The sequence below is a fragment of the Clostridium sp. CTA-6 genome (genome assembly GCF_054768115.1).
The window spans coordinates 521,138-541,908 of the sequence record NZ_BAAAAU010000001.1 but is presented as its reverse complement, the minus strand read 5'-3'; the positions used below and the strand labels follow the sequence as shown (position 1 = coordinate 541,908).

18 protein-coding genes are annotated in these 20,771 nt (G+C 29.4%); 17 read left to right on the top strand and 1 reads right to left on the bottom strand.

The window, feature by feature from the left end; translation table 11 throughout:
* The first annotated feature begins 55 nt into the window (after positions 1-55).
* The 13 genes from ACYUDJ_RS02345 (at position 56) to ACYUDJ_RS02285 (ending at position 13,259) form a co-directional block, all read left to right on the top strand.
* Positions 56-907: an ABC transporter substrate-binding protein gene (locus ACYUDJ_RS02345; RefSeq protein ID WP_003485762.1), complete on the top strand. Its 852-nt coding sequence runs from the start codon at positions 56-58 to the stop codon at positions 905-907.
* 8 nt (positions 908-915) lie between these two features.
* The gene (locus ACYUDJ_RS02340) at positions 916-1,587 is read left to right on the top strand and encodes an ABC transporter permease (protein ID WP_003485763.1); all 672 of its coding nucleotides are present in this window, start codon (positions 916-918) and stop codon (positions 1,585-1,587) included.
* The gene (locus ACYUDJ_RS02335) at positions 1,584-2,276 is read left to right on the top strand and encodes an ATP-binding cassette domain-containing protein (protein WP_003485766.1); all 693 of its coding nucleotides are present in this window, start codon (positions 1,584-1,586) and stop codon (positions 2,274-2,276) included. Before ACYUDJ_RS02340 ends, ACYUDJ_RS02335 begins: the two co-directional genes overlap by 4 nt.
* 27 nt (positions 2,277-2,303) lie before the next feature.
* A complete protein-coding gene (gene mog / locus ACYUDJ_RS02330; RefSeq protein WP_003485767.1) occupies positions 2,304-2,792 on the top strand; it encodes a molybdopterin adenylyltransferase in 489 nt (162 codons plus the stop codon).
* Positions 2,793-2,815: 23 nt separating this feature from the next.
* Positions 2,816-4,042: a molybdopterin molybdotransferase MoeA gene (locus ACYUDJ_RS02325; protein ID WP_003485769.1), complete on the top strand. Its 1,227-nt coding sequence runs from the start codon at positions 2,816-2,818 to the stop codon at positions 4,040-4,042.
* 11 nt (positions 4,043-4,053) lie between these two features.
* Positions 4,054-5,958, top strand: coding sequence for a molybdopterin biosynthesis protein (locus ACYUDJ_RS02320; protein WP_043031949.1), 1,905 nt, complete (start codon positions 4,054-4,056; stop codon positions 5,956-5,958).
* A gap of 73 nt (positions 5,959-6,031) precedes the next feature.
* Positions 6,032-6,991, top strand: a complete 960-nt coding sequence (gene moaA, locus ACYUDJ_RS02315; RefSeq protein ID WP_042384945.1) for a GTP 3',8-cyclase MoaA — start codon at positions 6,032-6,034, stop codon at positions 6,989-6,991.
* Positions 6,992-6,994: 3 nt separating this feature from the next.
* Positions 6,995-7,474 (top strand): cyclic pyranopterin monophosphate synthase MoaC, encoded by a 480-nt coding sequence (moaC, locus tag ACYUDJ_RS02310; protein WP_003485772.1) that lies wholly within the window; start codon positions 6,995-6,997, stop codon positions 7,472-7,474.
* A 1-nt stretch (position 7,475) separates the two neighbouring features.
* Positions 7,476-7,916: an MOSC domain-containing protein gene (locus tag ACYUDJ_RS02305; RefSeq protein WP_003485773.1), complete on the top strand. Its 441-nt coding sequence runs from the start codon at positions 7,476-7,478 to the stop codon at positions 7,914-7,916.
* Between the two features lie 49 nt (positions 7,917-7,965).
* Positions 7,966-9,861 carry a sigma-54-dependent Fis family transcriptional regulator gene (locus ACYUDJ_RS02300; RefSeq protein ID WP_460289484.1) on the top strand — a complete coding sequence of 632 codons (1,896 nt, stop codon included), beginning with the start codon at positions 7,966-7,968 and terminating at the stop codon, positions 9,859-9,861.
* A 388-nt stretch (positions 9,862-10,249) separates the two neighbouring features.
* Positions 10,250-12,067, top strand: coding sequence for an aldehyde ferredoxin oxidoreductase family protein (locus tag ACYUDJ_RS02295; RefSeq protein ID WP_003485775.1), 1,818 nt, complete (start codon positions 10,250-10,252; stop codon positions 12,065-12,067).
* Positions 12,068-12,346: 279 nt separating this feature from the next.
* On the top strand, positions 12,347-12,574 hold the full coding sequence (locus ACYUDJ_RS02290; RefSeq protein ID WP_003485776.1) for a MoaD/ThiS family protein: 228 nt from the start codon (positions 12,347-12,349) through the stop codon (positions 12,572-12,574).
* Between the two features lies 1 nt (position 12,575).
* Entirely contained in the window at positions 12,576-13,259 is a 684-nt protein-coding gene (locus tag ACYUDJ_RS02285) for a HesA/MoeB/ThiF family protein (protein ID WP_003485777.1), read from the top strand.
* 311 nt (positions 13,260-13,570) lie between these two features.
* Here ACYUDJ_RS02285 and ACYUDJ_RS02280 read toward each other — a convergent pair whose 3' ends face one another.
* Positions 13,571-14,014 carry a MarR family winged helix-turn-helix transcriptional regulator gene (locus tag ACYUDJ_RS02280; RefSeq protein ID WP_003358480.1) on the bottom strand — a complete coding sequence of 148 codons (444 nt, stop codon included), beginning with the start codon at positions 14,012-14,014 and terminating at the stop codon, positions 13,571-13,573.
* A 414-nt stretch (positions 14,015-14,428) separates the two neighbouring features.
* On the opposite strand from ACYUDJ_RS02280, the gene ACYUDJ_RS02275 reads away from it, so the two are divergent.
* The 4 genes from ACYUDJ_RS02275 to ACYUDJ_RS02260 all read left to right on the top strand — a co-directional run bounded on the left by ACYUDJ_RS02275 (position 14,429) and on the right by ACYUDJ_RS02260 (position 20,659).
* Positions 14,429-16,756 carry an ABC transporter ATP-binding protein gene (locus ACYUDJ_RS02275; RefSeq protein ID WP_003485778.1) on the top strand — a complete coding sequence of 776 codons (2,328 nt, stop codon included), beginning with the start codon at positions 14,429-14,431 and terminating at the stop codon, positions 16,754-16,756.
* Positions 16,753-18,615 carry an ABC transporter ATP-binding protein gene (locus ACYUDJ_RS02270; RefSeq protein WP_003485779.1) on the top strand — a complete coding sequence of 621 codons (1,863 nt, stop codon included), beginning with the start codon at positions 16,753-16,755 and terminating at the stop codon, positions 18,613-18,615. Before ACYUDJ_RS02275 ends, ACYUDJ_RS02270 begins: the two co-directional genes overlap by 4 nt.
* 449 nt (positions 18,616-19,064) lie before the next feature.
* Positions 19,065-19,808 carry an ABC transporter ATP-binding protein gene (locus tag ACYUDJ_RS02265; protein WP_042384947.1) on the top strand — a complete coding sequence of 248 codons (744 nt, stop codon included), beginning with the start codon at positions 19,065-19,067 and terminating at the stop codon, positions 19,806-19,808.
* Complete coding sequence (locus ACYUDJ_RS02260; RefSeq protein ID WP_003485781.1) at positions 19,808-20,659, top strand: ABC transporter permease subunit; 852 nt, start codon at positions 19,808-19,810, stop codon at positions 20,657-20,659. Before ACYUDJ_RS02265 ends, ACYUDJ_RS02260 begins: the two co-directional genes overlap by 1 nt.
* Positions 20,660-20,771: the final 112 nt, after the last annotated feature.

Genomic DNA, 20,771 nt, shown 5'->3' with positions numbered 1-20,771 from the left:
CGGAAAATACAGAATATTCTATATACTTAGCAAGTACAATGAGGGGGATGTTTTCATGAAAAAACTTTTGTTACTTTTATCTAGTATTTTTTTAACATTAAGTTTAGTGGCCTGTGATAAAAGTAATTCCACAGAAAGTACTAAGGAAAAGGATAAGAGTAGGACTATGATACTGGCTACAACTACCAGTACTCAAGATTCAGGACTTTTAGATTATTTGCTTCCTGAGTTTAAAAAGGATACAGGAATAGATGTTAAAGTAGTTGCAAAGGGAACTGGTGAAGCTCTTAAACTTGGACAAAATGGTGATGCAGATTGTCTTTTAGTTCATGCCAAAGCTAAAGAAGAAGAGTTTATTAAAAAAGGTTATGGTACTGAAAGACATGATGTTATGTACAATGATTTTATTATAGTTGGTCCAAAGGAAGATACTGCAAAGTTAAAAGAAAAAGCTCCTAATAATGCAGCAGAAGCTCTTAAATTAATTAGTGAAAGTAAAGCTAGTTTTGTTTCTAGAGGAGATGAATCAGGAACCCATACTAAAGAAAAGAAGCTTTGGAAAGATATTAAAGTAGATCCTAAGGGAGAATGGTATATAAGTGCAGGTAAAGGTATGGGAGCAGTATTACAGATGGCAAATGAAAAAAAGGCCTATACTTTGACAGATAGAGCTACTTATTTGTCTATGAAGGATAAATTAGATTTAGTAATTGTAACTGAAAAAAGTAATGATTTATATAATCAGTATGGAGTTATAATGTTAAATACTGAAAAAAATAAAATTAAAGAAAAGGAAGCCAGAGAATATATAGATTGGATGCTTTCTGATAAAGGGCAAAAACTTATAGGAGAGTATGGAAAAGAAAAATACGGACAAGCACTTTTTGTAGCTAACGGAAAGAAATAGGTGATATTATGGAGCAGGAAATTTTTAATATAATAAATTTAAAAGAAATTATTCCTGTGGTATTAATGTCTCTTTATGTTTCATTAACTTCAACTTTAATCGCTTCAATATTGGGAATGCTTTTAGGCATTCCCTGTGCTTTATTAAACTTTAAATTAAAAAAGATTATAATTCAAATTAATCATACTTTAATGAGTATACCACCAGTTCTTATGGGATTATTGGTTTATCTTTTATTATCGAGAAAGGGACCTTTAGGTGAATTTGAATTATTGTTTACTCCTACCGCTATGATAATAGCCCAGACATCACTTATATTTCCTATAGTATTTGGTCTTAGCATATCTATTATAATGAAAAATGGTAAAGATATAAAAAATACATGTACCACATTAGGAGCTAATAGATTTCAAAGCTTTTTAATTATTATAAAAGAAAACAAGATACAATTATTATCAGTTGTAACAGCAGCCTTTGGAAGAGCTATATCTGAAGTTGGTGCAGTTATGATAGTAGGAGGAAATATTAAAGGATTTACAAGGGTTATGACCACATATATTGCATTGGAGACAGGCAAAGGTAATTTTAATGAAGCTTTAGCAATAGGAGGAATATTACTAGTTATATCTTTTATAATTAATGCTATTCTTCATTTTTTTCAAGGGAGTGAAAGTTTTTGAAAATAGAGGTAGTTAATGCAGTAAAAGAGTATGCTGGTAGAAAAGTATTAGATATAGAGCATATGGTTTTTAAAGAGGGAGGTATATATGGAATATTAGGATTAAATGGAAGTGGAAAAAGTACTTTATTACAAAGCATAGCAGGATTTAATAAATTAAATGAAGGGGAAATTATTTATGATGGAAAAGATTTTAATAAAGTAAAAGATGAAATTTCTATGATGACTCAAAGACCGCTTTTATTTAATTGTTCTGCAGGTGAAAATATTATAATGGGACTTAAATTTAGAAAAACACCTAAAAAAACTATTGATGCTAGGTTTGAAAAATACATAAAATATTTTAATATAAATGAAATTCTTAATAAAAACGGGAAAAAATTATCTGGAGGAGAAACTCAAAAGGTAGCCTTACTTAGAACGGTTATATTAGAAAGTGATGTTATAATATTAGATGAACCTACTGCAAGTATGGATATAGAAAGCACTTTAGCTTCTGAAACTTTAATTAAAGATATTATGGAAGATAAAAGAACCGTGATTTTTGTAACTCATGATTTTTATCAAGCAGAGAGAATTGCAGATTATGTAATATTTATGGATAAGGGTAAAATTATAGAACAGGGTGAAAAAGATATTATATTTAATAATCCTAAGAATGCTAAAGTTAAGATGATGTTAAACAAGTGAGAAAACAGAGTATAAGGGGGTATAACTATGATAAAGACTGCTATTGTTACAATAAGTGATAAGGGTTCAAAGGGCGAGAGAAAAGACGAAACAGGAAAGGTACTACAGGATATTTTAGAAAAAGAAGGATATAAAGTAGAGGAGTATAAAATAATACCAGATGAAATCAATATTATAAGTGAAGAGCTTATAAAGTTATGTGATGAAAAGAAAGTAAATCTTATTATTACTAATGGAGGTACAGGCTTTTCTAAAAGAGATGTAACTCCAGAGGCTACAGAAAAGGTTATTGAAAAACATGTACCAGGTTTTGGTGAAGCTATGAGGGCCAGTTCCCTTTATATAACGCCAAAGGCCATACTTTCTAGAGGAATTGCTGGAATTAGAAAAGATTCTCTTATAATAAACCTTCCAGGAAGCCCAAAAGCTGCAGTAGAAAATTTGCAGGCAGTATTAGGGGCTATACCTCATGGAATAGAGATTCTATTAGGTGAGGCATCAGAATGTGCTAGATAGATTGGTTTAAGGAGGTAATATTAGTGGACTTATTTAATGTTGTATCTATTAAAGAGGCTAAAGATCTTATAGAAAAAAATTTTAATGTAAAACCAATAAAGGAAGAAGTGGAGCTTTTAAATAGTATGGACAGGGTTATATATGAGGATATAATTTCTCAAATAAATGTACCTAATTTTAGAAGATCTACCGTAGATGGATATGCTGTAAACTCTAAAGATGTAGCAGGTGCTAGTGAAAGTATGCCCGCTATGATGAACTATAAGGGGGAAGTTCTCATGGGAAAAATTCCTGAAGTTAATATGGATTTCCCTGGGGATTGTGTGTATGTTCCAACGGGAGGTATGATTCCAGAAGGTGCAGATTCTGTAGTCATGGTGGAATATACAGAAAGAGTTCATGAGGATACAGTACTTATAAATAAACCTACAGCCTATGGTGAAAAGGTAGTAGAAATAGGTGAAGATATAGCTAAAGAGGAAGTAATAATAAAAAAAGGTAAAAGATTAAGACCCTATGAAATAGGGGTATTATCTAGTCTTGGAATAACTAAAGTGCCTGTATGTAGAAAACCTAAAGTAGCTATAATATCTACAGGAGATGAGATAGTAGATCCTAATAAAGAACCAAAATTAGGCCAGGTTAGAGATATAAATTCTTATATTTTACAGACTTCCATTATTGAAGATGGAAGTATTCCTATAAATTATGGAATTATAAGAGATGATTTTAATCTTTTAAAAAATACAGTAGAAAAAGCTATAGAAGATACGGATATTGTACTTATATCCGGGGGGAGTTCTGTAGGAAAAAAAGATGTAACCATAGATGTCATAAATAGTTTGGGAGATCCTGGAGTTTTTGTTCATGGAATAGCAATAAAACCTGGTAAACCAACTATTATAGGAAAGGCTAAGGATAAAATAGTTTTTGGACTACCAGGACATCCTCTGTCAGCAGCTATTGTATATAAGATTATAGTTAAACATTATATAGATAAAATTGCAGGTGCTAAAGAAGAGGTTTTCCCTATAATTTGTAAGTTTAATATAAATTATCATAGTGCAAAGGGAAGAGAAGAATATTTGCCAGTAACATTAAATTGGGAAGGAGATGAAATAATTGCATCACCTGTATTTTCTAAGTCTGGACTTATAAGTGGTTTTTCTAAGGCTTATGGTTTTATAAAAATAGATAAGAATCTTGAGGGAATAAAGAAGGATGAAAAGGTTTTTGTATATAGATTTTAGGAGGTTTTAGTATGGGGCAAAATATTTATCTTTCAAATTATGAAATTGAAGAGGCATTAAAACTTTATTTTAGTAAGATAAGCATAAAAAAACAAAAGGAATTTGTAAATACAGAATATTCAAGTGGTAGAATAACAGCATCACCTATATATTCTAATATATCTTCTCCTTTCTACAATTCTTCAGCTATGGATGGTATCGCAGTTAATAGCGAAAAAACCTTAGGTGCAAATGAAAAGAATCATATAGCTTTAGAAGAAGAAAAGGATTATATAGTGGTAGATACGGGAGATCCTATACCTAGAGAGTATGATTCTGTGATAATGGTGGAAGATTTAATTAAAGTAGATGATAAAAGGGTGGAAATATATAAAAGTATAGCCCCTTATGAAAACATAAGACCTTTAGGAGAGGATATAGTGGAGAAATCCCTTATAGTTCCTTCCTATCATAAGATAAGACCTGTGGATATTTCAGCAATGATTGCTGGAGGAGTAAATGAAGTAGAAGTTTATAAAAAACCTGTGGTAGGTATAATTCCAACTGGCACAGAGCTTGTAGAGCCAGGTAATAATTTAAAAGTAGGAGATATAATAGATTTTAATTCAAGAACCTTTGCAGCACAGATCTTTCAGTATGGTGGTATTGCTAAAAGGTATGAAATAGTTAAAGATAATTATGAAAAAATTAAAGCTACTATAAAAAAGGCAGTAAAAGAATGTGATATAGTTCTTGTAAACGCTGGTTCCTCTGCAGGAAGAGAGGATTACACAGCTAAAATTATAGAAGATTTAGGTAAGGTATATATACATGGAGTAGCTATAAAGCCAGGAAAACCGGTTATTTTAGGAAAGATAGATAATAAACCTGTTATAGGAATACCTGGATATCCTGTGTCAGCCTATGTTATTATGGAAAACTTTGTAAGACCTATTGTGGAAAAATTTGCAGGGGAAAAACCCTACAAATATAAAAAAATTAAAGCGATATTATCTAAAAGGGTTATGTCTTCATTAAAATATGTTGAATTTATTAGGATAAAATTAGGTAAAGTAGGAGAAAAAATAGTAGCTACACCTTTAAATAGGGGAGCTGGCGCCACCATGTCTCTTGTTAGAGCAGATGGAATACTTGAAGTTCCACAAAATGTGGAAGGTATCGAAAAAGGAACGGAAGTAGATATAAAACTTCTAAAGGATGAAGAGGAAATAAATAATACTATAGTTTGTATAGGAAGTCATGATCCTATCATAGATGTTATAGCAGATTTAATTCATGTAAAACAGGGTGGATATTATTTATCCTCTGCTCATGTAGGTAGTATGGGAGGAATAATGGCACTTAAAAATGGTGAAACCCATATAGCTCCTATACATCTTTTAGATATGGAAAGCGGAGAATACAATGTAAGCTACATTAAAAAATATATTGGTAATAGACCTATGGCTCTTATAAAGTGCGTAAAAAGAATTCAAGTAATTATGGTTCCTAAAGGAAATCCTAACAGTATTACTTCTATTAAAGATATAAGGGATAAAAAATTAAAATTTGTAAATAGACAAAGGGGAGCAGGTACAAGACTTCTTTTTGATTATAATCTTAGAAAATTAAATATAAATCCTAGAGAAATACAGGGTTATGAAAGGGAAGAGTATACTCATTTACAAGTGGCCGCAGCTATTTTAAATGGAGATGCTCATTGTGGACTTGGAGTATATTCTGCAGCAAATATGATGGGGCTAGATTTTATACCAGTTTGCAGTGAAGAATATGATTTAGCAATCTTTCAAGAGTTTTTAGATATGCCATCTATAAAAGAACTTATAAATATTATAAAAGCTGATAAATTTAAAGAGAAATTAGAGGAGCTAGGTGGATATGATTATAGTGAGGCAGGCAATATTATTTTACTATAAAGAGAATAAATAATTTTAGTTTTTACAAAGCTAAATATTAATTAATATTATTTTTATACAAAGGAGGAAGTTAATGTTAGACAAGCATGGAAGAAAAATTAACTATTTAAGAGTATCTGTAACAGATAGATGTAATTTAAGATGTGTTTATTGTATGCCTCCTGAAGGTATTGTTAAAAAAGAACATGATAATATAATGAGATATGAAGAGATTTTTAATGTAGTTAAAGAAGCTTCTTTATTAGGAATAGATAAAATTAGATTCACAGGTGGAGAGCCTCTTATACTTAAAGATATAGATAAATTAATCTACAATACATCGAAAATAAGTTCCATTAAGGATATTGCTATGACTACCAATGCTACACTTTTAGAAGATAGAGTAGAGGATTTAAAAAAAGCTGGTCTTAAAAGAGTTAATATAAGTCTTGATTCTTTAAAAGAAGATAGATTTAAGAGCATTACAAGAGGTGGGGATATTAATAAAGTTTTTAAAAGCATTGAAAAATCTTTATCCATCGGTATAAGACCAATAAAAATTAATACAGTAATAATGAAGGGCATAAATGATGATGAAATAGAGGATTTTATGAATTTAACAAAGGAATATCCCATATCCGTAAGATTTATAGAACTTATGCCTATAGGAGAAGGTAGAAAATTATACAAATATAGTTACATAAGTTCAGAAGAAATAATATCCAAGAATACAGATCTTATACCTGTGGAAACTGATAAAAGTAGTACGGCTCTATTATATAAATTTAAAGAATCTAAAGAAAATATTGGGTTTATAAGTCCTATGAGTTGCAAATTTTGTAGTGGCTGTAATAGAGTAAGATTAACTGCAGAGGGCACATTGAAACCTTGCCTTCATTCTGAAAAGGAAGTAAATCTTAAAAACTATGTAGGAAATAACCAAGCACTTTTATCTAAGATAAATGAAGCTATTTATAATAAACCCTTAGAACATCATATGATAGAAGAAGAAAAAAGTAAAAGCAAAAAAATGATGTATCAGATTGGAGGCTAGTTTATGAATTTAACACATATAAATAAGCAAGGAAGAGCAAAAATGGTGGATGTAGGCAGTAAAGGAGATACAAAAAGAGAGGCTATTGCCTATGGGCATATAAATATGAAGAGAGAAACTTTAAATAAAATAAAAGAAGGTACTATATCAAAGGGAGATGTGCTATCTGTGGCTCAAGTAGCAGGTATTATGGCAGCAAAAAATACCGCTAATATTATACCCATGTGTCATCCCATAATGATAAATGGTTGTGACATAAATTTTCATTTTGATTTTGAAAACAATAACATAGATATAACATGCTCAGTAAAAAATACAGGGAAAACAGGAGTAGAAATGGAAGCTTTAACTGCAGTTACAGTAGCAGCTCTAACTATATATGATATGTGTAAAGCTGTAGACAGAGAAATGATAATATCAAATGTAAAACTTATGAAAAAAGATGGTGGAAAATCAGGATTATTTCAAAGGGAGGAATCATAACATGGCAAAGGTAATAGCAGTTAATATAAGTGAAAAAAAAGGTGAGATAAAACATCCTATAGATAAAGGGTTATTTAAAGTGGATCACGGTCTTGTGGGAGATGCTCATGCTGGAAACTGGCATAGACAAGTAAGTCTTTTAGGTACAGAAAGTATAGATAAAATGAAAAAGTTAGGTCTTCAAGGACTATGTACAGGTAAATTTGCAGAAAATATAACTACAGAGGGCTTGATTTTGTATGAATTACCTATTGGAACTAAATTAAAAATAGGTGAAGTACTTATGGAGGTAACTCAAATAGGTAAGGAATGTCATGCAGGATGTGAAATAAGAAATCTTATAGGAGATTGCATAATGCCTAGAGAAGGGATTTTTACAAAAGTATTAAAGGAAGGCTTTATTAAACCCAATGATGAAATAGAGGTCTTATCCCAGGTTTAAAATTTTAATAACTTGATAAGTTGTCTTTATCTTAAAGGGGAAGATTTATATGAAGAATGATTTTGTAAAAGAAAAATTTTGCGTATTAAAGTCTCACGAAAAGTGTAATAGTTTAGGGATTAATAAAGATTTAGTATACAGTAAAAAAATAATAAGGGATGAAGAACTTAAAAGGGAACTAAATAATAATTCAGAGTTAATTATTATTGCTACACCTTTTATGAACAAGCTCTATCAATTTGTTAAAGGCTCTAACTTTTTCGTTATTCTTACAGATGGGGATGGTTGTATACTAAATGTCATAGGAGATGAGAGTATATTAAAGGAAGCTTTTAATGTAAAAATGATTCCAGGAGCCTATATGGATGAAAAAAATATGGGGACAAACGCCATGGGGATGGCTTTAAGTGAAAAGTCTCCAATTCAGATATCTGGAGAGGAACACTATGTTAAAGCTTATCATAGATGGACTTGTTCTGCAGCTCCCATAAAAGATATTAATGGGAAAATAATTGGTACTCTTGATTTGACAGGATATAGTGAAAATGTACATTCTCATACCTTAGGAATGGTAGTGGCTGCAACTAATGCCATTGAAAAAATGATAGAATTAAATAATTATAATAGAGCTTTGCAGGTATCCAAAAAGAGTATTGAAAATGTCTTTAATTCTATACAGAGAGCTATATTAAGGGTGGATTTGTCAGGTGCAATAAAGACTATAAACAACAACGCTATAGAACTTTTAGGTTTTAATGAAAATGATATAAAAAGTATGAAGATGTGGGATTTAATACCTGACTGGTCTATGGTTTTAGATGAGATCTATGACAAAGGGAGTTTTGTAGATGAAGATGTATATGTACACTGTCTTAAAAATAAACTTCAATTAAATTTGAGTGCCTATCCTATATATGATTCATCCATGAGAATTATTGAAGTAACCTGTTTACTTTCAGATATACAAAAAACTCGGAAACTTGCAGGAAAAATACTTAGTGGTCAAGCTATCTATACCTTTGATAAAATTATAGGTGAAAGCAAAAAACTTCTTAATATAATAGATTATTCAAAGAAAATTGCAGATAGCAGATCTACTATACTTATTACTGGTGATAGTGGAACGGGAAAGGAAGTTTTTGCACAGTCAATACACAACTATAGTGATAGAAAAGATAAGCCCTTTATAGCTGTTAATTGTGGAGCTATCCCAAGAAATTTAATTGAATCTGAACTTTTTGGATATGAAGAGGGAGCCTTTACTGGAGCAAAAAGAGGAGGATATAGAGGAAAATTTGAAAATTCCCATGGTGGAACAATATTTCTTGATGAAATAGGAGAAATGCCCTTAGATATGCAGATAAAACTTTTAAGGGTTATAGAAGAGGGCGTTATAAATAGAATAGGAAGTTCTAAACAAATACCTGTAAATTCTAGAATAATAGCTGCTACTAATAAGGATTTAAGAGAAGAGGTAGAGAAGGGGAATTTTAGAAAGGATTTGTTTTATAGAATAAATGTATTACCAGTATATTTACCAGCATTAAAAGAAAGACGAGAGGATATACCTTTACTTATAAATTATTTTATGAACAAAACATCTAAACATTTAAATAAAAGGAAGGTAGAAATACCACCTGCATATATGGAAAGGCTTATTAATTATCATTGGCCAGGTAATATAAGGGAATTAGAAAATATAGTAGAATTGATAATAAATGCAGAAAGTGTTGAAATTATTAATAATATAAACCATCATAGTAGCAAGGAAGTTAGAGATAAGGCAAAAGAAGAAACTATGGTGTTTAATCTTGAAATTGTGGAGAAAAACCACATTAAAGAGGTATTAAATAAGTTTGATGGTAATGTTTCTTCCGCTGCAAAGGCTCTAGGTATAGGAAGAAATACTCTTTATAGAAAAATAGAAAAATACTCACTGTACTAATATAGAACAAAGTTCCAAAAAAGAACAATAAAACATAAAAAAATGTATCTAAATAGAACAAAAAGGATTGTTATTTTTAATATTAACTTTAAGTAAGTATAATTTAAATATTTTTTTTAGACAGGGTATATATTATACAAAGAAGAGAGTTTGACTTTAGATAGAGTTAAGCTCTTATCTAGGTATATAGAAGCCTTTAAATATACCCAATATGGTTTTTTTCATAGAGTTTGTACAAATATTATTACTAGTAACTATAGACATAGTATGTTAGTTTATACATAATATATGTTCTCTTTTTTACAATTATAATTTTTTGGCATAAAACTTGCTTATTATCTTATTATATAGTAAGTAATGTATAAATTTTTATAAGGAGGATTTATTTATGTATGGTTATAATGGAAAGATTTTAAGAATTGATTTAACAAATAGAGAATGTACTTTAGAGTCTTTAGATGAAGAAAAGGCTAAAAAGTTTATAGGGGCTAGAGGACTTGGAGTTAAGACTTTATTAGAAGAAATAGACCCTAAAATAGATCCATTATCTATTGAAAATAAACTTGTTATAGTTACAGGTCCTATTACTGGAGCTCCTATGCCAACCAGTGGTAGATATATGGTAGTAACAAAGGCGCCTTTAACTGGTACTATTGCAATATCAAACTCTGGTGGAAAATGGGGAACAGAACTTAAAAATGCAGGATACGATATGATAATAGTACAGGGTAAATCAGATGTACCTGTTTATGTAAACATAGAAGATGATAAAATAGAAATAAAAGAAGCAAATCATCTATGGGGTAAGACTTCATTAGAAACTACAAAAATTCTTTGTAATGAGAACAATGAAAGAGCAAAAGTACTATGTATAGGGCCTGCAGGAGAAAAATTATCTCTTATGGCAGCTATTATGAATGATATAGATAGAGCAGCAGGAAGAGGTGGCGTTGGAGCTGTAATGGGTTCAAAGAATTTAAAAGCCATAGTAGTTAAAGGTTCTGGAAAAGTTAAAGTGTTTAATGAAGAGGAAGCAAAAAAAGTATCCTTAGAAAAAATTAAAATATTAAGAGAAGATCCAGTTGCAGGTGGAGGACTACCTACTTATGGTTCTGCTGTACTTGTAAATATAATTAATGAAAATGGCGTACATCCCGTGAGAAATTTCCAAAAATCCTATACAGATGAGGCTGATAAAATAAGTGGAGAAACTCTTACAGAGGATTGTCTTGTAAGAAAAAATCCATGTTATAGATGTCCAATAGCCTGTGGTAGATGGGTAAAATTAGATGATGGTACAGAATGTGGAGGCCCAGAATATGAGACTTTATGGTCCTTTGGATCTGACTGTGACGTATATGATTTAAATGCTATTAATGTAGCTAATATGCTTTGTAATGAATATGGTCTCGATACAATTTCAGCAGGGGCTACCATTGCAGCAGCCATGGAGCTATATGAAAAAGGATATATAAAGGATGAAGATATAAAAGAGGATGGATTATCTTTAAAATGGGGAGATGCAGAGGCTGTTGTTGGATGGACAAAAAAGATGGCATTAAGGGAAGGTTTTGGAGATAAAATGGCAGATGGATCCTATAGATTATGTGAATCCTATGGTGTTCCAGAGTTCTCTATGACAGTTAAAAAGCAAGAATTACCAGCTTATGATCCAAGAGGAATTCAAGGACATGGTATAACTTATGCAGTTAACAATAGAGGTGGTTGTCATATAAAAGGTTATATGATAAGTCCGGAAATACTAGGATATCCAGAAAAACTTGACAGATTCTCTCTAGAAGGAAAGGCAGCCTATGCTAAAATATTCCACGACTTAACAGCTGTAATAGATTCTTTAGGATTGTGCATATTTACAACTTTTGGACTTGGCGTACAGGATTATGTAGATATGTATAATGTAGTTGTAGGTGGTAAGTTACATGATGCAGAATCTATAATGGAAGCAGGAGATAGAATTTGGACATTAGAAAAGTTATTTAATTTAAAAGCTGGCATAGACAGTTCCCATGATACCCTTCCAAAAAGATTGCTTAAAGAACCTATTCCAGAAGGACCTTCTAAGGGATGTGTTCATAAATTAAGTGAATTACTTCCAGAATATTATGCAATAAGAGGATGGGACAAGAATGGTATACCATCAGAGGATACATTGAAAAAATTAGGGCTTGAAGAATATATAAAGTAGGAAATATAAACAGAGTTCTTGGCTTCAGAGGGAGTTTTTACTCCAACTGAAGTTTAGAAATTGTTATCCAGGGAAGTACCCGCTCTTTACTCCCACTTTGGAGAAGATGGGAGTATTAGAGCGGGTAGTCATCGGATAAATAGATAATCAGATGAAAATAATTATGAAATAAAGATGCATTAAAAGCAGATAGTAAATATTTAAAAATAGAAAGGCTTTCAAAACTAAAAAAATAAAAGCCTTTCTATAATTTTAATATAAAGATAAGGGGGTGAATTTTTGAAAATTGAAGTAAGATTATTTGCATATTTTAGAGAAGGAAGAGATAAAAAATATTTTATGGAAATAAATAAGGAAAATATAACCCCAAGGCATATACTTGAAAAATTAAATATTAAAGTAGAAGAAGTGGCTATATTACTTATTAATGGAAGAGATGGAAATGTGGATACTTTATTAAAGGATGGAGATGTATTATCTTTATTCCCACCAGTAGGAGGAGGATAGAATGTCTAGATATGATAGAAATATAAAAACTCTTTCTTTAGAGGAAAATGAAAAACTTAAAGATTTTAAAGTCTGCGTAGTTGGATGTGGAGGACTAGGTGGATATATAATTGAGATGCTAGGAAGAATTGGAATAGGCTATATAACAGCAGTGGATGGTGATAATTTTAGCGAATCTAATTTGAACAGACAAATTATTAGTAATGATTTAAATTTAGGAAAAAATAAAGCTATAGAAGCTAAAAAAAGAATGAAAATAGTTAATGATTTAATATATGTAAATCCTATTACAACATTTATAAATAAGGATAATGTATTAGATATTTTAAAAGAACATTATATAGTTATTGATGCTGTGGATAATATAGAAACTAGATTTTTATTACAAGAAAGTTGTGAGAAGCTTAGAATACCATTTATTCATGGTGCTATTGCAGGCTGGTATGGACAAGTAACAACTATATTTCCGGGGGATAGAACACTGGATATTATTTATAAGAATAAAAGTAAAAAGGGCATAGAAGATGTTCTTGGAAATCCTTCTTTTACACCAGCTTTAGTGGCTTCTATACAGGTAAGTGAAGCACTAAAAGTATTAATTAATAGAGGGGAAATTTTGAGAAATAAAATATTTATGATAGATTTACTGTACCAAGATTTCTATATATTGAATTTAAAAGAGTAGTTTAAAGTTGTATATAGGTGTTTTTATCCAACTTCATAAGTTATTTCTAGACTAAGAAAATATATTTCATAAGTGAATTCAACCTGAAATTAAAAATTATTCCATAAATAATTACCCCTTAATTTATTATTATATATAATAATAAATTAAGGGGTAATAGTTTTAAAAAGCAATATTAGATTATATGTAATTTCAATTAATTCTATTTAAATATAGATTTGATTTTATATGTAATCATATAAAAAAGTTATTGTTAATAATGGATTTTTAAGTATTAAAATTATTTTATACTATGTTACATTTACAAAAAATTAATTTATTTTTAAAATAATATTTTTTATTCCTATTATATGGTCGCTAAGGTATTGTAAATCTTCAGAAGAAAGATTAGATATTTTTTCTGTTAGCAAAGTCTTTACTAATTTTTCTTGATCCTTTATAAAGATTGATCCTTTTTCTGTTAATTCAACTCTTATAACTCTTCTATCCTTTGAGTCAGTATATCTAGTAACCATATTTTCAGAAATTAGTTTATCAATGATAGGAGTCATATTAGGTTTAGAAATTAATAAATCCTTAGCAATTTTAGAAATAGAACAATTGCCATTATGCTTAAGATAAACAATAACTTTTACATGGGAGGGAGGTAGAGGGAATTTTTTCTTTAACTCATCTGGATTCAAAAGTTTTTTATGTAAATTTAATAATAAATCATATAGATCTTGAGATATTTCATTAAGTTGAGTATTATTCATTTTTATCCTCCTTAGTTAATTTTATGCTCTAATTACATTATATTGTATTCAACCTTATTATACAATATAAAAAAGTTATTGACATATAAAATATATTAAAATATAATAGTTATGAAAATATAACTATTATATTGACATAGGCGAAGGTAAGATAGTGTATATTTTAAAGATTTTTAATTAAATTATATTGTATTTTTCATAATTTTACAATACAAAAGTTATTGACACATAAAATATATTAAAATATAATAGTTATGAATTTATAATGATTACATTGTTAAAAACAGGAAATATAATCATTATAAATTTAATTTTTTAAGGGGGAATTATTTATCTTAGTTAGGAACAATATAATAATAGCTTTTTATAAATTTAATCATTTATAAAATGGACGAAATGGAGAGATGATATTGAATGTTAAAGATAATAAAGCACTTAAAACCATTTATTGCTTCAATACTTCTAGTATTAGGGCTTTTATTTGTGCAAGCTGTATGTGATCTATCCTTACCAGATTATATGTCTAATATTGTTAATGTAGGCATTCAACAAGGCGGGGTAGATAATGCAGTACCAAAAGTAATTCGTAAAAGTGAATTGGATAAAATTAAGGTTTTTTTAGATGAAGGGGATGTAAAAAAAATAGAAGATAATTACATACTATTAGATAAGAAAAACCTTTCTAAAGATGATTTTGAAAATTATTTAAAGGATTATCCAAATCTTAATAAAGAACCTATTTATAAATTAAATACAAAGGATAAAAATACAATAAATGAACTAAACAGTATATTAGCAAAACCAATAATTATGGTAGGGGGAATGGAAAAAGCTGATATGTCAAAGTCAAATAATATTGCTAAAGAATCAGCGCCTCAAAATAAAGCTAATAAAGTGAATCCACAATCTGAACAAAATGATAAGATAAAAACCTCTTCAGAAGATCAAATGACTAAAGTTCCTTCCAAAAGTGAAATGTCTAAAGGGAATGCTAATTCATTTTTAAATATGCCAAAGGAACAAATTAATGTAATAAAAGAAAGTTTAGATAAAAAATTTAAGGATATGCCTGAAAGTATGATTACTCAGTCAGCAGTTATTTTTGTTAAGGATGAGTATAAAGCTATGGGAGTAGATACAGATAAACTTCAATCAAGCTACATTCTTAAGGAAGGATTTAAAATGCTACTTTTAGCATTACTTAGTATGGTGGCTACAGTTATGGTTGCTATGCTAGCTGCAAGAGTAGCTGCAGGACTTGGAAAAAATCTTAGAAGAAATGTATTTACAAAGGTTACCGATTTTTCTAAGGGAGAATTTGATAAATTTTCTACAGCTTCTTTAATTACAAGAAGTACAAACGATATTCAACAGGTTCAAACTTTTATGGTAATGTTGCTTAGAATAGTATTTTATGCACCTATTTTAGGTATAGGTGGAATACTTAAAGTACTAAAAACAGATACCTCTATGGCCTGGATCATAGCTGTAGCAGTTATGGCTATTTTAACTTTAGTTATTGTTTTATTTGGATTAGCTATTCCTAAATTTAAAAGAGTTCAAAAATTAATAGACAAAATAAACTTAATAACTCGTGAATCTTTAATAGGAATGTTAGTTATACGTGCTTTTAATACTGAAAAGCATGAGGAAGAAAAATTCGATAAAACTAATAAAGAGTTAACACGTACTAATTTATTTATAAATCGTGCAATGACGATGATGATGCCAATGATGATGTTAATTATGAATCTTATAACTTTATTAATTGTATGGGTAGGATCTCATCAGGTAGATGCAGGAGCTATGCAGGTAGGAAATATGATGGCCTTTATGCAATATACAATGCAAATAATTATGGCATTTTTAATGATTTCCATAGTATCTATTATGCTTCCACGTGCTTCCGTATCAGCTCAGCGTATAAGTGAAGTTATAGATGTACCAATAACTATTAAAGATATAGAAAAGCCAAAAGAGTTCACAAATTATAAAAAAGGATATATAGAATTTAAAAATGTTTCCTTTAGATATGAAGGCGCACAAAAGGATGTACTTTCTAATATTACATTTAGTGCACTGCCAGGAGAAACTACAGCTTTTATAGGAAGTACAGGTAGTGGTAAATCCACTCTAATAAATCTAATACCAAGATTTTATGATGTAACAGAAGGAGAAATATTAATAGACGGGGTTAATTTAAAAGAGATATCTCAAAGGCGTTTAAGAGAAAAAATAGGTTACGTACCACAAAAAGGAATATTATTTTCAGGCACTATAGAAAGTAATATTAAATATGGTAATGAATCAGCTACAGATAAAGATATAGAAAAAGCAACAAGAATAGCTCAAGCTATGGAATTTATAGAATCTAAAGAACAGGGCTTTAAGACAGAGGTATCCCAAGGAGGTACTAATGTTTCTGGAGGACAAAAACAAAGACTTTCTATTGCACGTGCCATTGTAAAAAAACCAGATATATATATTTTTGATGATAGTTTTTCAGCCCTTGACTTTAAAACAGATGCAACACTTAGAAAGGCTTTAAAGGATGAAACAAAGGAAAGTACAGTATTAATTGTAGCCCAAAGAATAAGTACTATAATAAATGCGGATAAGATAATTGTATTAGATGAAGGAAAAATGGTTGGAATGGGTACCCATGATGAATTAATGAAAAATTGTGAAGTTTATAAGGAAATTGCCTTATCACAACTTTCAAAGGAGGAACTTTTATCATGAGCAATAAAAAAATAGAAAATAGAAGAAAAGGTGGTTTTGGCTCACGTCATGGTGGTCCTATGGGAGCAGTTGAAAAGGCAAAAGATTTTAAGGGTACCATGAAAAATTTAGGTAAATATATAATGCCTTATAAAATGTCTATAATTTTTGTAATTGTTCTTGCTATAGGTAGTGCGGCTTTTTCTATAGTAGGACCTAAAATCTTAGGAAAAGCTACTACAAAATTATTTGAAGGATTAGTACAAAAGGTTACTGGAGTAAAAGGTGCTTTAATTGATTTTGATTATATAGGTAAAATAATAATTTTACTTCTTGTATTATATATAATAAGTGCTATATTTTCTTTTGTACAGGGATATATAATGTCTTCAGTGGCTCAAAAAATTTCTTATGAATTTAGACGTGAAATTTCTGAAAAAATAAACCGTATGCCTATTAAGTATTTTGACAATAAAACTCATGGAGAAGTATTATCTAGAGTTACTAATGATGTAGATACAGTGAGTCAAACCTTAAATCAAAGTATGTCTCAAATAATTACTTCTGTTGTTACAATAATAGGTGTATTAATTATGATGTTATCTATAAGTTGGCAAATGACCATTGTAGCTTTATTAATATTACCTGTATCCATGATGATTATAATGCTCGTCGTAAAAAAATCACAAAAATATTTTAAGGCTCAGCAAGAAGATTTAGGTAATATTAATGGTCATGTAGAGGAAATTTATGGTGGACATAATATAATGAAGGCCTTTAATAGAGAACAAGAAGCTATAGAAGAGTTTGATAAAATAAATGATAAGCTTTATAGTTCAGCTTGGAAATCTCAGTTCTTATCTGGAATGATGATGCCAATTATGTCCTTTATAGGTAATATAGGATATGTGCTTGTATCTATTTTAGGTGGATGGCTTGCCATAAAGAAAACTATTGAAGTTGGAGATATTTTATCTTTTATTCAATATGTTAGAAGTTTTACCCAACCTATATCACAGGTAGCTCAAATAGCTAACGTGCTTCAATCTACAGCAGCTAGTGCAGAAAGGGTTTTTGAATTTTTAGAAGAGGAAGAGGAAGTTAAAGAAACAGAAAATCCTGTTAAACTTCAAAAAGTTTATGGAGAAGTTGAATTTAAAAATGTTAAATTTGGATATAATAAGGATAAAATTATCATAAATGATTTTTCAGCTAAAATTAAACCAGGACAAAAGGTAGCTATTGTAGGACCAACAGGAGCAGGTAAGACCACTATGATTAAACTTTTAATGCGTTTTTATGATGTAAATAAGGGTGGAATATTTATAGATGGACATAATATAAATGACTTTAAAAGAGCAGATTTGCGTAAAATATTTGGAATGGTACTTCAAGATACTTTCTTGTTTACAGGTACTATAAAGGAAAATATAGCCTATGGAAAGCTTGGAGCTAGTGATGAAGAGATAATTAAAGCAGCAAAATCAGCTCATGTTCATAATTTTGTAGAGACTTTACCAAAGTCATATGATATGGAACTAAATGAAGAAGCAAGTAATATTTCCCAAGGACAAAAACAATTACTAACCATCGCTCGTGCAATATTGTCAGATCCTAAAATATTAATATTAGACGAGGCAACTAGCTCTGTAGATACTCGTACAGAATTACTTATACAAAAAGCTATGGAAAACTTAATGGAAGGAAGAACTAGCTTTATAATTGCACATAGATTATCTACTATTAGAGATGCAGATTTAATTCTTGTAATGAAAGATGGAGATATTATAGAACAGGGTAATCATGAAGAATTATTAAAAGCTAAAGGCTTTTACTATTCTCTTTACAATAGCCAATTTGAAAATGCAGAAGTGTCTTAACAATGTCTTTCAAGTTGTATACTAATTTAATAAAATTAGATTAATGCATTGATATTTCCTCTATTCTGTTAATATTTATAGAACAGAATAGGGGATTTTCAATATTTTTTATGCATAAAATGCAAAGATTTACTTCTTGATATGAGAACTATTTCAGGACAAAATCATAATAAAAATTTAACATAAAAATATCTAAATATCAATAAAAGCACTATGAGTATTATTGAACTTAAATAATACTCATAGTGCTTATTTTACTAACTTTAAATAAAATTCTATGTATTACCAATAAGCATAGGATATTTTAATAAAACGAGTTTAGATTACTTTAGTAAAATGAACTGCAATTTGTAGGAATATATAATATAAAAATTTTCCTAATCTTTATAAAATCTTTAAAATTATCCTTTAATATAAAAGTGCAGAGAAAAGAAAGGGAGGATTTAGAGATGAATAATATAATAGAAGTTAAAAATTTAAGTAAAAATATTAAAGGAAAGACTATTATAGAAAATATGAATTTTAATATTGAAAAGGGGGATATATATGGATTTGTAGGTCCTAATGGAGCAGGTAAAACAACTATGATTAGATTACTTACAGGTCTCATAAAACCTACTAAGGGAGAGATTTCAATTAATGGAATAGATGTAAATAAAGATAGAAAGGGAGCTCTTTTAAATCTTGGAGCCATAGTAGAATGTCCTATATTTTTTGAGTATATGACAGGAAGAGAAATTTTAAAAAATCTTGTAAGATTGCATCCCAATATTCCAAAGGAAGAAAGAGAAAAAAGAGTAGATGAAGTTCTAACGCTAGTAGATTTAAAACATAGAGAAAATGATAAGGTATCTAGCTATTCTCTAGGAATGAAACAAAGGTTAGGTATTGCCCAGGCGCTTTTAGGAAAGCCTGAAATAATTATTTTAGATGAACCAGCTAATGGGTTAGATCCTATTGGAATTAAGGATTTAAGAGATATTATTTTAAAATTAAATAGTGAATTTAAAATAACCTTCTTAGTATCTAGTCACTTACTTGATGAGCTTCAAAAGTTTTCCAGTCGAATTATAATTATAAATCATGGTAGGTTAAAATTTAAAGGATCTTTAGAAGAATTACTTTCCATGGGGGATGGCAATATTGAAGAGGTGTTTTTGCAAGTATTAAAAACTAAGGAGGTAGCCTTATAATGGAGATCTTTAAAAGTGAGTTTGAAAGGTTATGGAAGAACAAATTAACTTTATTTTGTTTTATGCTGATACCTCTTTCTATAATAGGTTCTTCAGAATATTACCTTGGAAATAATTTGAAGTTATCTATAAATAGTGCTGAATATACTTCCTTCGGTAACTATTCCTTTATGATGTTCCAGGAAATGTTACCTACTTTATTTAATTTTATTGCTATTTTATTTGTATGTATATCTATTACGGAGGAATATAGAAAGGGTCAAATTAGACTGATTATGACGAGAGGTTATTCCTTTAAAGAAATATATTTTGCAAAAATAGCCTCTATCATAGCTACAATGTTTATATTTTTTGTAGTGTATTTTATATTATCTACAGCAATTGGATATTTTATAGCACCTAAATTATATAGAGTAAAGCTTTTTTATCATAATAGTACCGTAAGTAACTTAAAGGCTATTTTTTATTCTTTAAAATATTATGCCTTAGGATTTTTAACGATTTTAGCAATAATTTCTGTATTTGCTCTTTTCTCAGTAACCTTTAAAAGTTCTACAGGAACTATAGCTGCATGTATATGTTTTTTAGTAGGAAGTTTCATTTTTTCAGAAGTTACTATGCATTGTGGAATTATGTTAACTAGAAATCCACATAATGATATAAATCTTATTAAAATAATCGAAAAACTTTATTTAATCACTATTCCTAAGATTCAACATATTGGTATATGTTTGGTTTTAGCTGAACATCCTGTATTAAATTATTGGATCTTAAGTATATTAGTAGCCTATATAATTATATTTACATCTATTACTTGTGCTATATTTTCTAAAAGGGATAATTTTATTTAATTTTCTAAGATATATATAGGGTATTTAACAGCAAGACTACAGCTTAAATTAAGAATTATTCTATATCTAAAAAGATTCTTATTATACAATGGAAAGGAAGTGAATACTTAGT

Excerpts from the sequence above, each read along its gene's own strand:
- ACYUDJ_RS02345 (WP_003485762.1), top strand. The coding sequence starts at position 56 with ATGAAAAAACTTTTGTTACTTTTATCTAGTATTTTTTTAACATTAAGT.
- ACYUDJ_RS02340 (WP_003485763.1), top strand. The coding sequence starts at position 916 with ATGGAGCAGGAAATTTTTAATATAATAAATTTAAAAGAAATTATTCCT.
- mog (WP_003485767.1), top strand. The coding sequence starts at position 2,304 with ATGATAAAGACTGCTATTGTTACAATAAGTGATAAGGGTTCAAAGGGC.
- ACYUDJ_RS02320 (WP_043031949.1), top strand. The coding sequence starts at position 4,054 with ATGGGGCAAAATATTTATCTTTCAAATTATGAAATTGAAGAGGCATTA.
- moaA (WP_042384945.1), top strand. The coding sequence starts at position 6,032 with ATGTTAGACAAGCATGGAAGAAAAATTAACTATTTAAGAGTATCTGTA.
- moaC (WP_003485772.1), top strand. The coding sequence starts at position 6,995 with ATGAATTTAACACATATAAATAAGCAAGGAAGAGCAAAAATGGTGGAT.
- ACYUDJ_RS02305 (WP_003485773.1), top strand. The coding sequence starts at position 7,476 with ATGGCAAAGGTAATAGCAGTTAATATAAGTGAAAAAAAAGGTGAGATA.
- ACYUDJ_RS02300 (WP_460289484.1), top strand. The coding sequence starts at position 7,966 with ATGAAGAATGATTTTGTAAAAGAAAAATTTTGCGTATTAAAGTCTCAC.
- ACYUDJ_RS02295 (WP_003485775.1), top strand. The coding sequence starts at position 10,250 with ATGTATGGTTATAATGGAAAGATTTTAAGAATTGATTTAACAAATAGA.
- ACYUDJ_RS02285 (WP_003485777.1), top strand. The coding sequence starts at position 12,576 with ATGTCTAGATATGATAGAAATATAAAAACTCTTTCTTTAGAGGAAAAT.
- ACYUDJ_RS02280 (WP_003358480.1), bottom strand. The coding sequence starts at position 14,014 with ATGAATAATACTCAACTTAATGAAATATCTCAAGATCTATATGATTTA.
- ACYUDJ_RS02275 (WP_003485778.1), top strand. The coding sequence starts at position 14,429 with ATGTTAAAGATAATAAAGCACTTAAAACCATTTATTGCTTCAATACTT.
- ACYUDJ_RS02270 (WP_003485779.1), top strand. The coding sequence starts at position 16,753 with ATGAGCAATAAAAAAATAGAAAATAGAAGAAAAGGTGGTTTTGGCTCA.
- ACYUDJ_RS02265 (WP_042384947.1), top strand. The coding sequence starts at position 19,065 with ATGAATAATATAATAGAAGTTAAAAATTTAAGTAAAAATATTAAAGGA.
- ACYUDJ_RS02260 (WP_003485781.1), top strand. The coding sequence starts at position 19,808 with ATGGAGATCTTTAAAAGTGAGTTTGAAAGGTTATGGAAGAACAAATTA.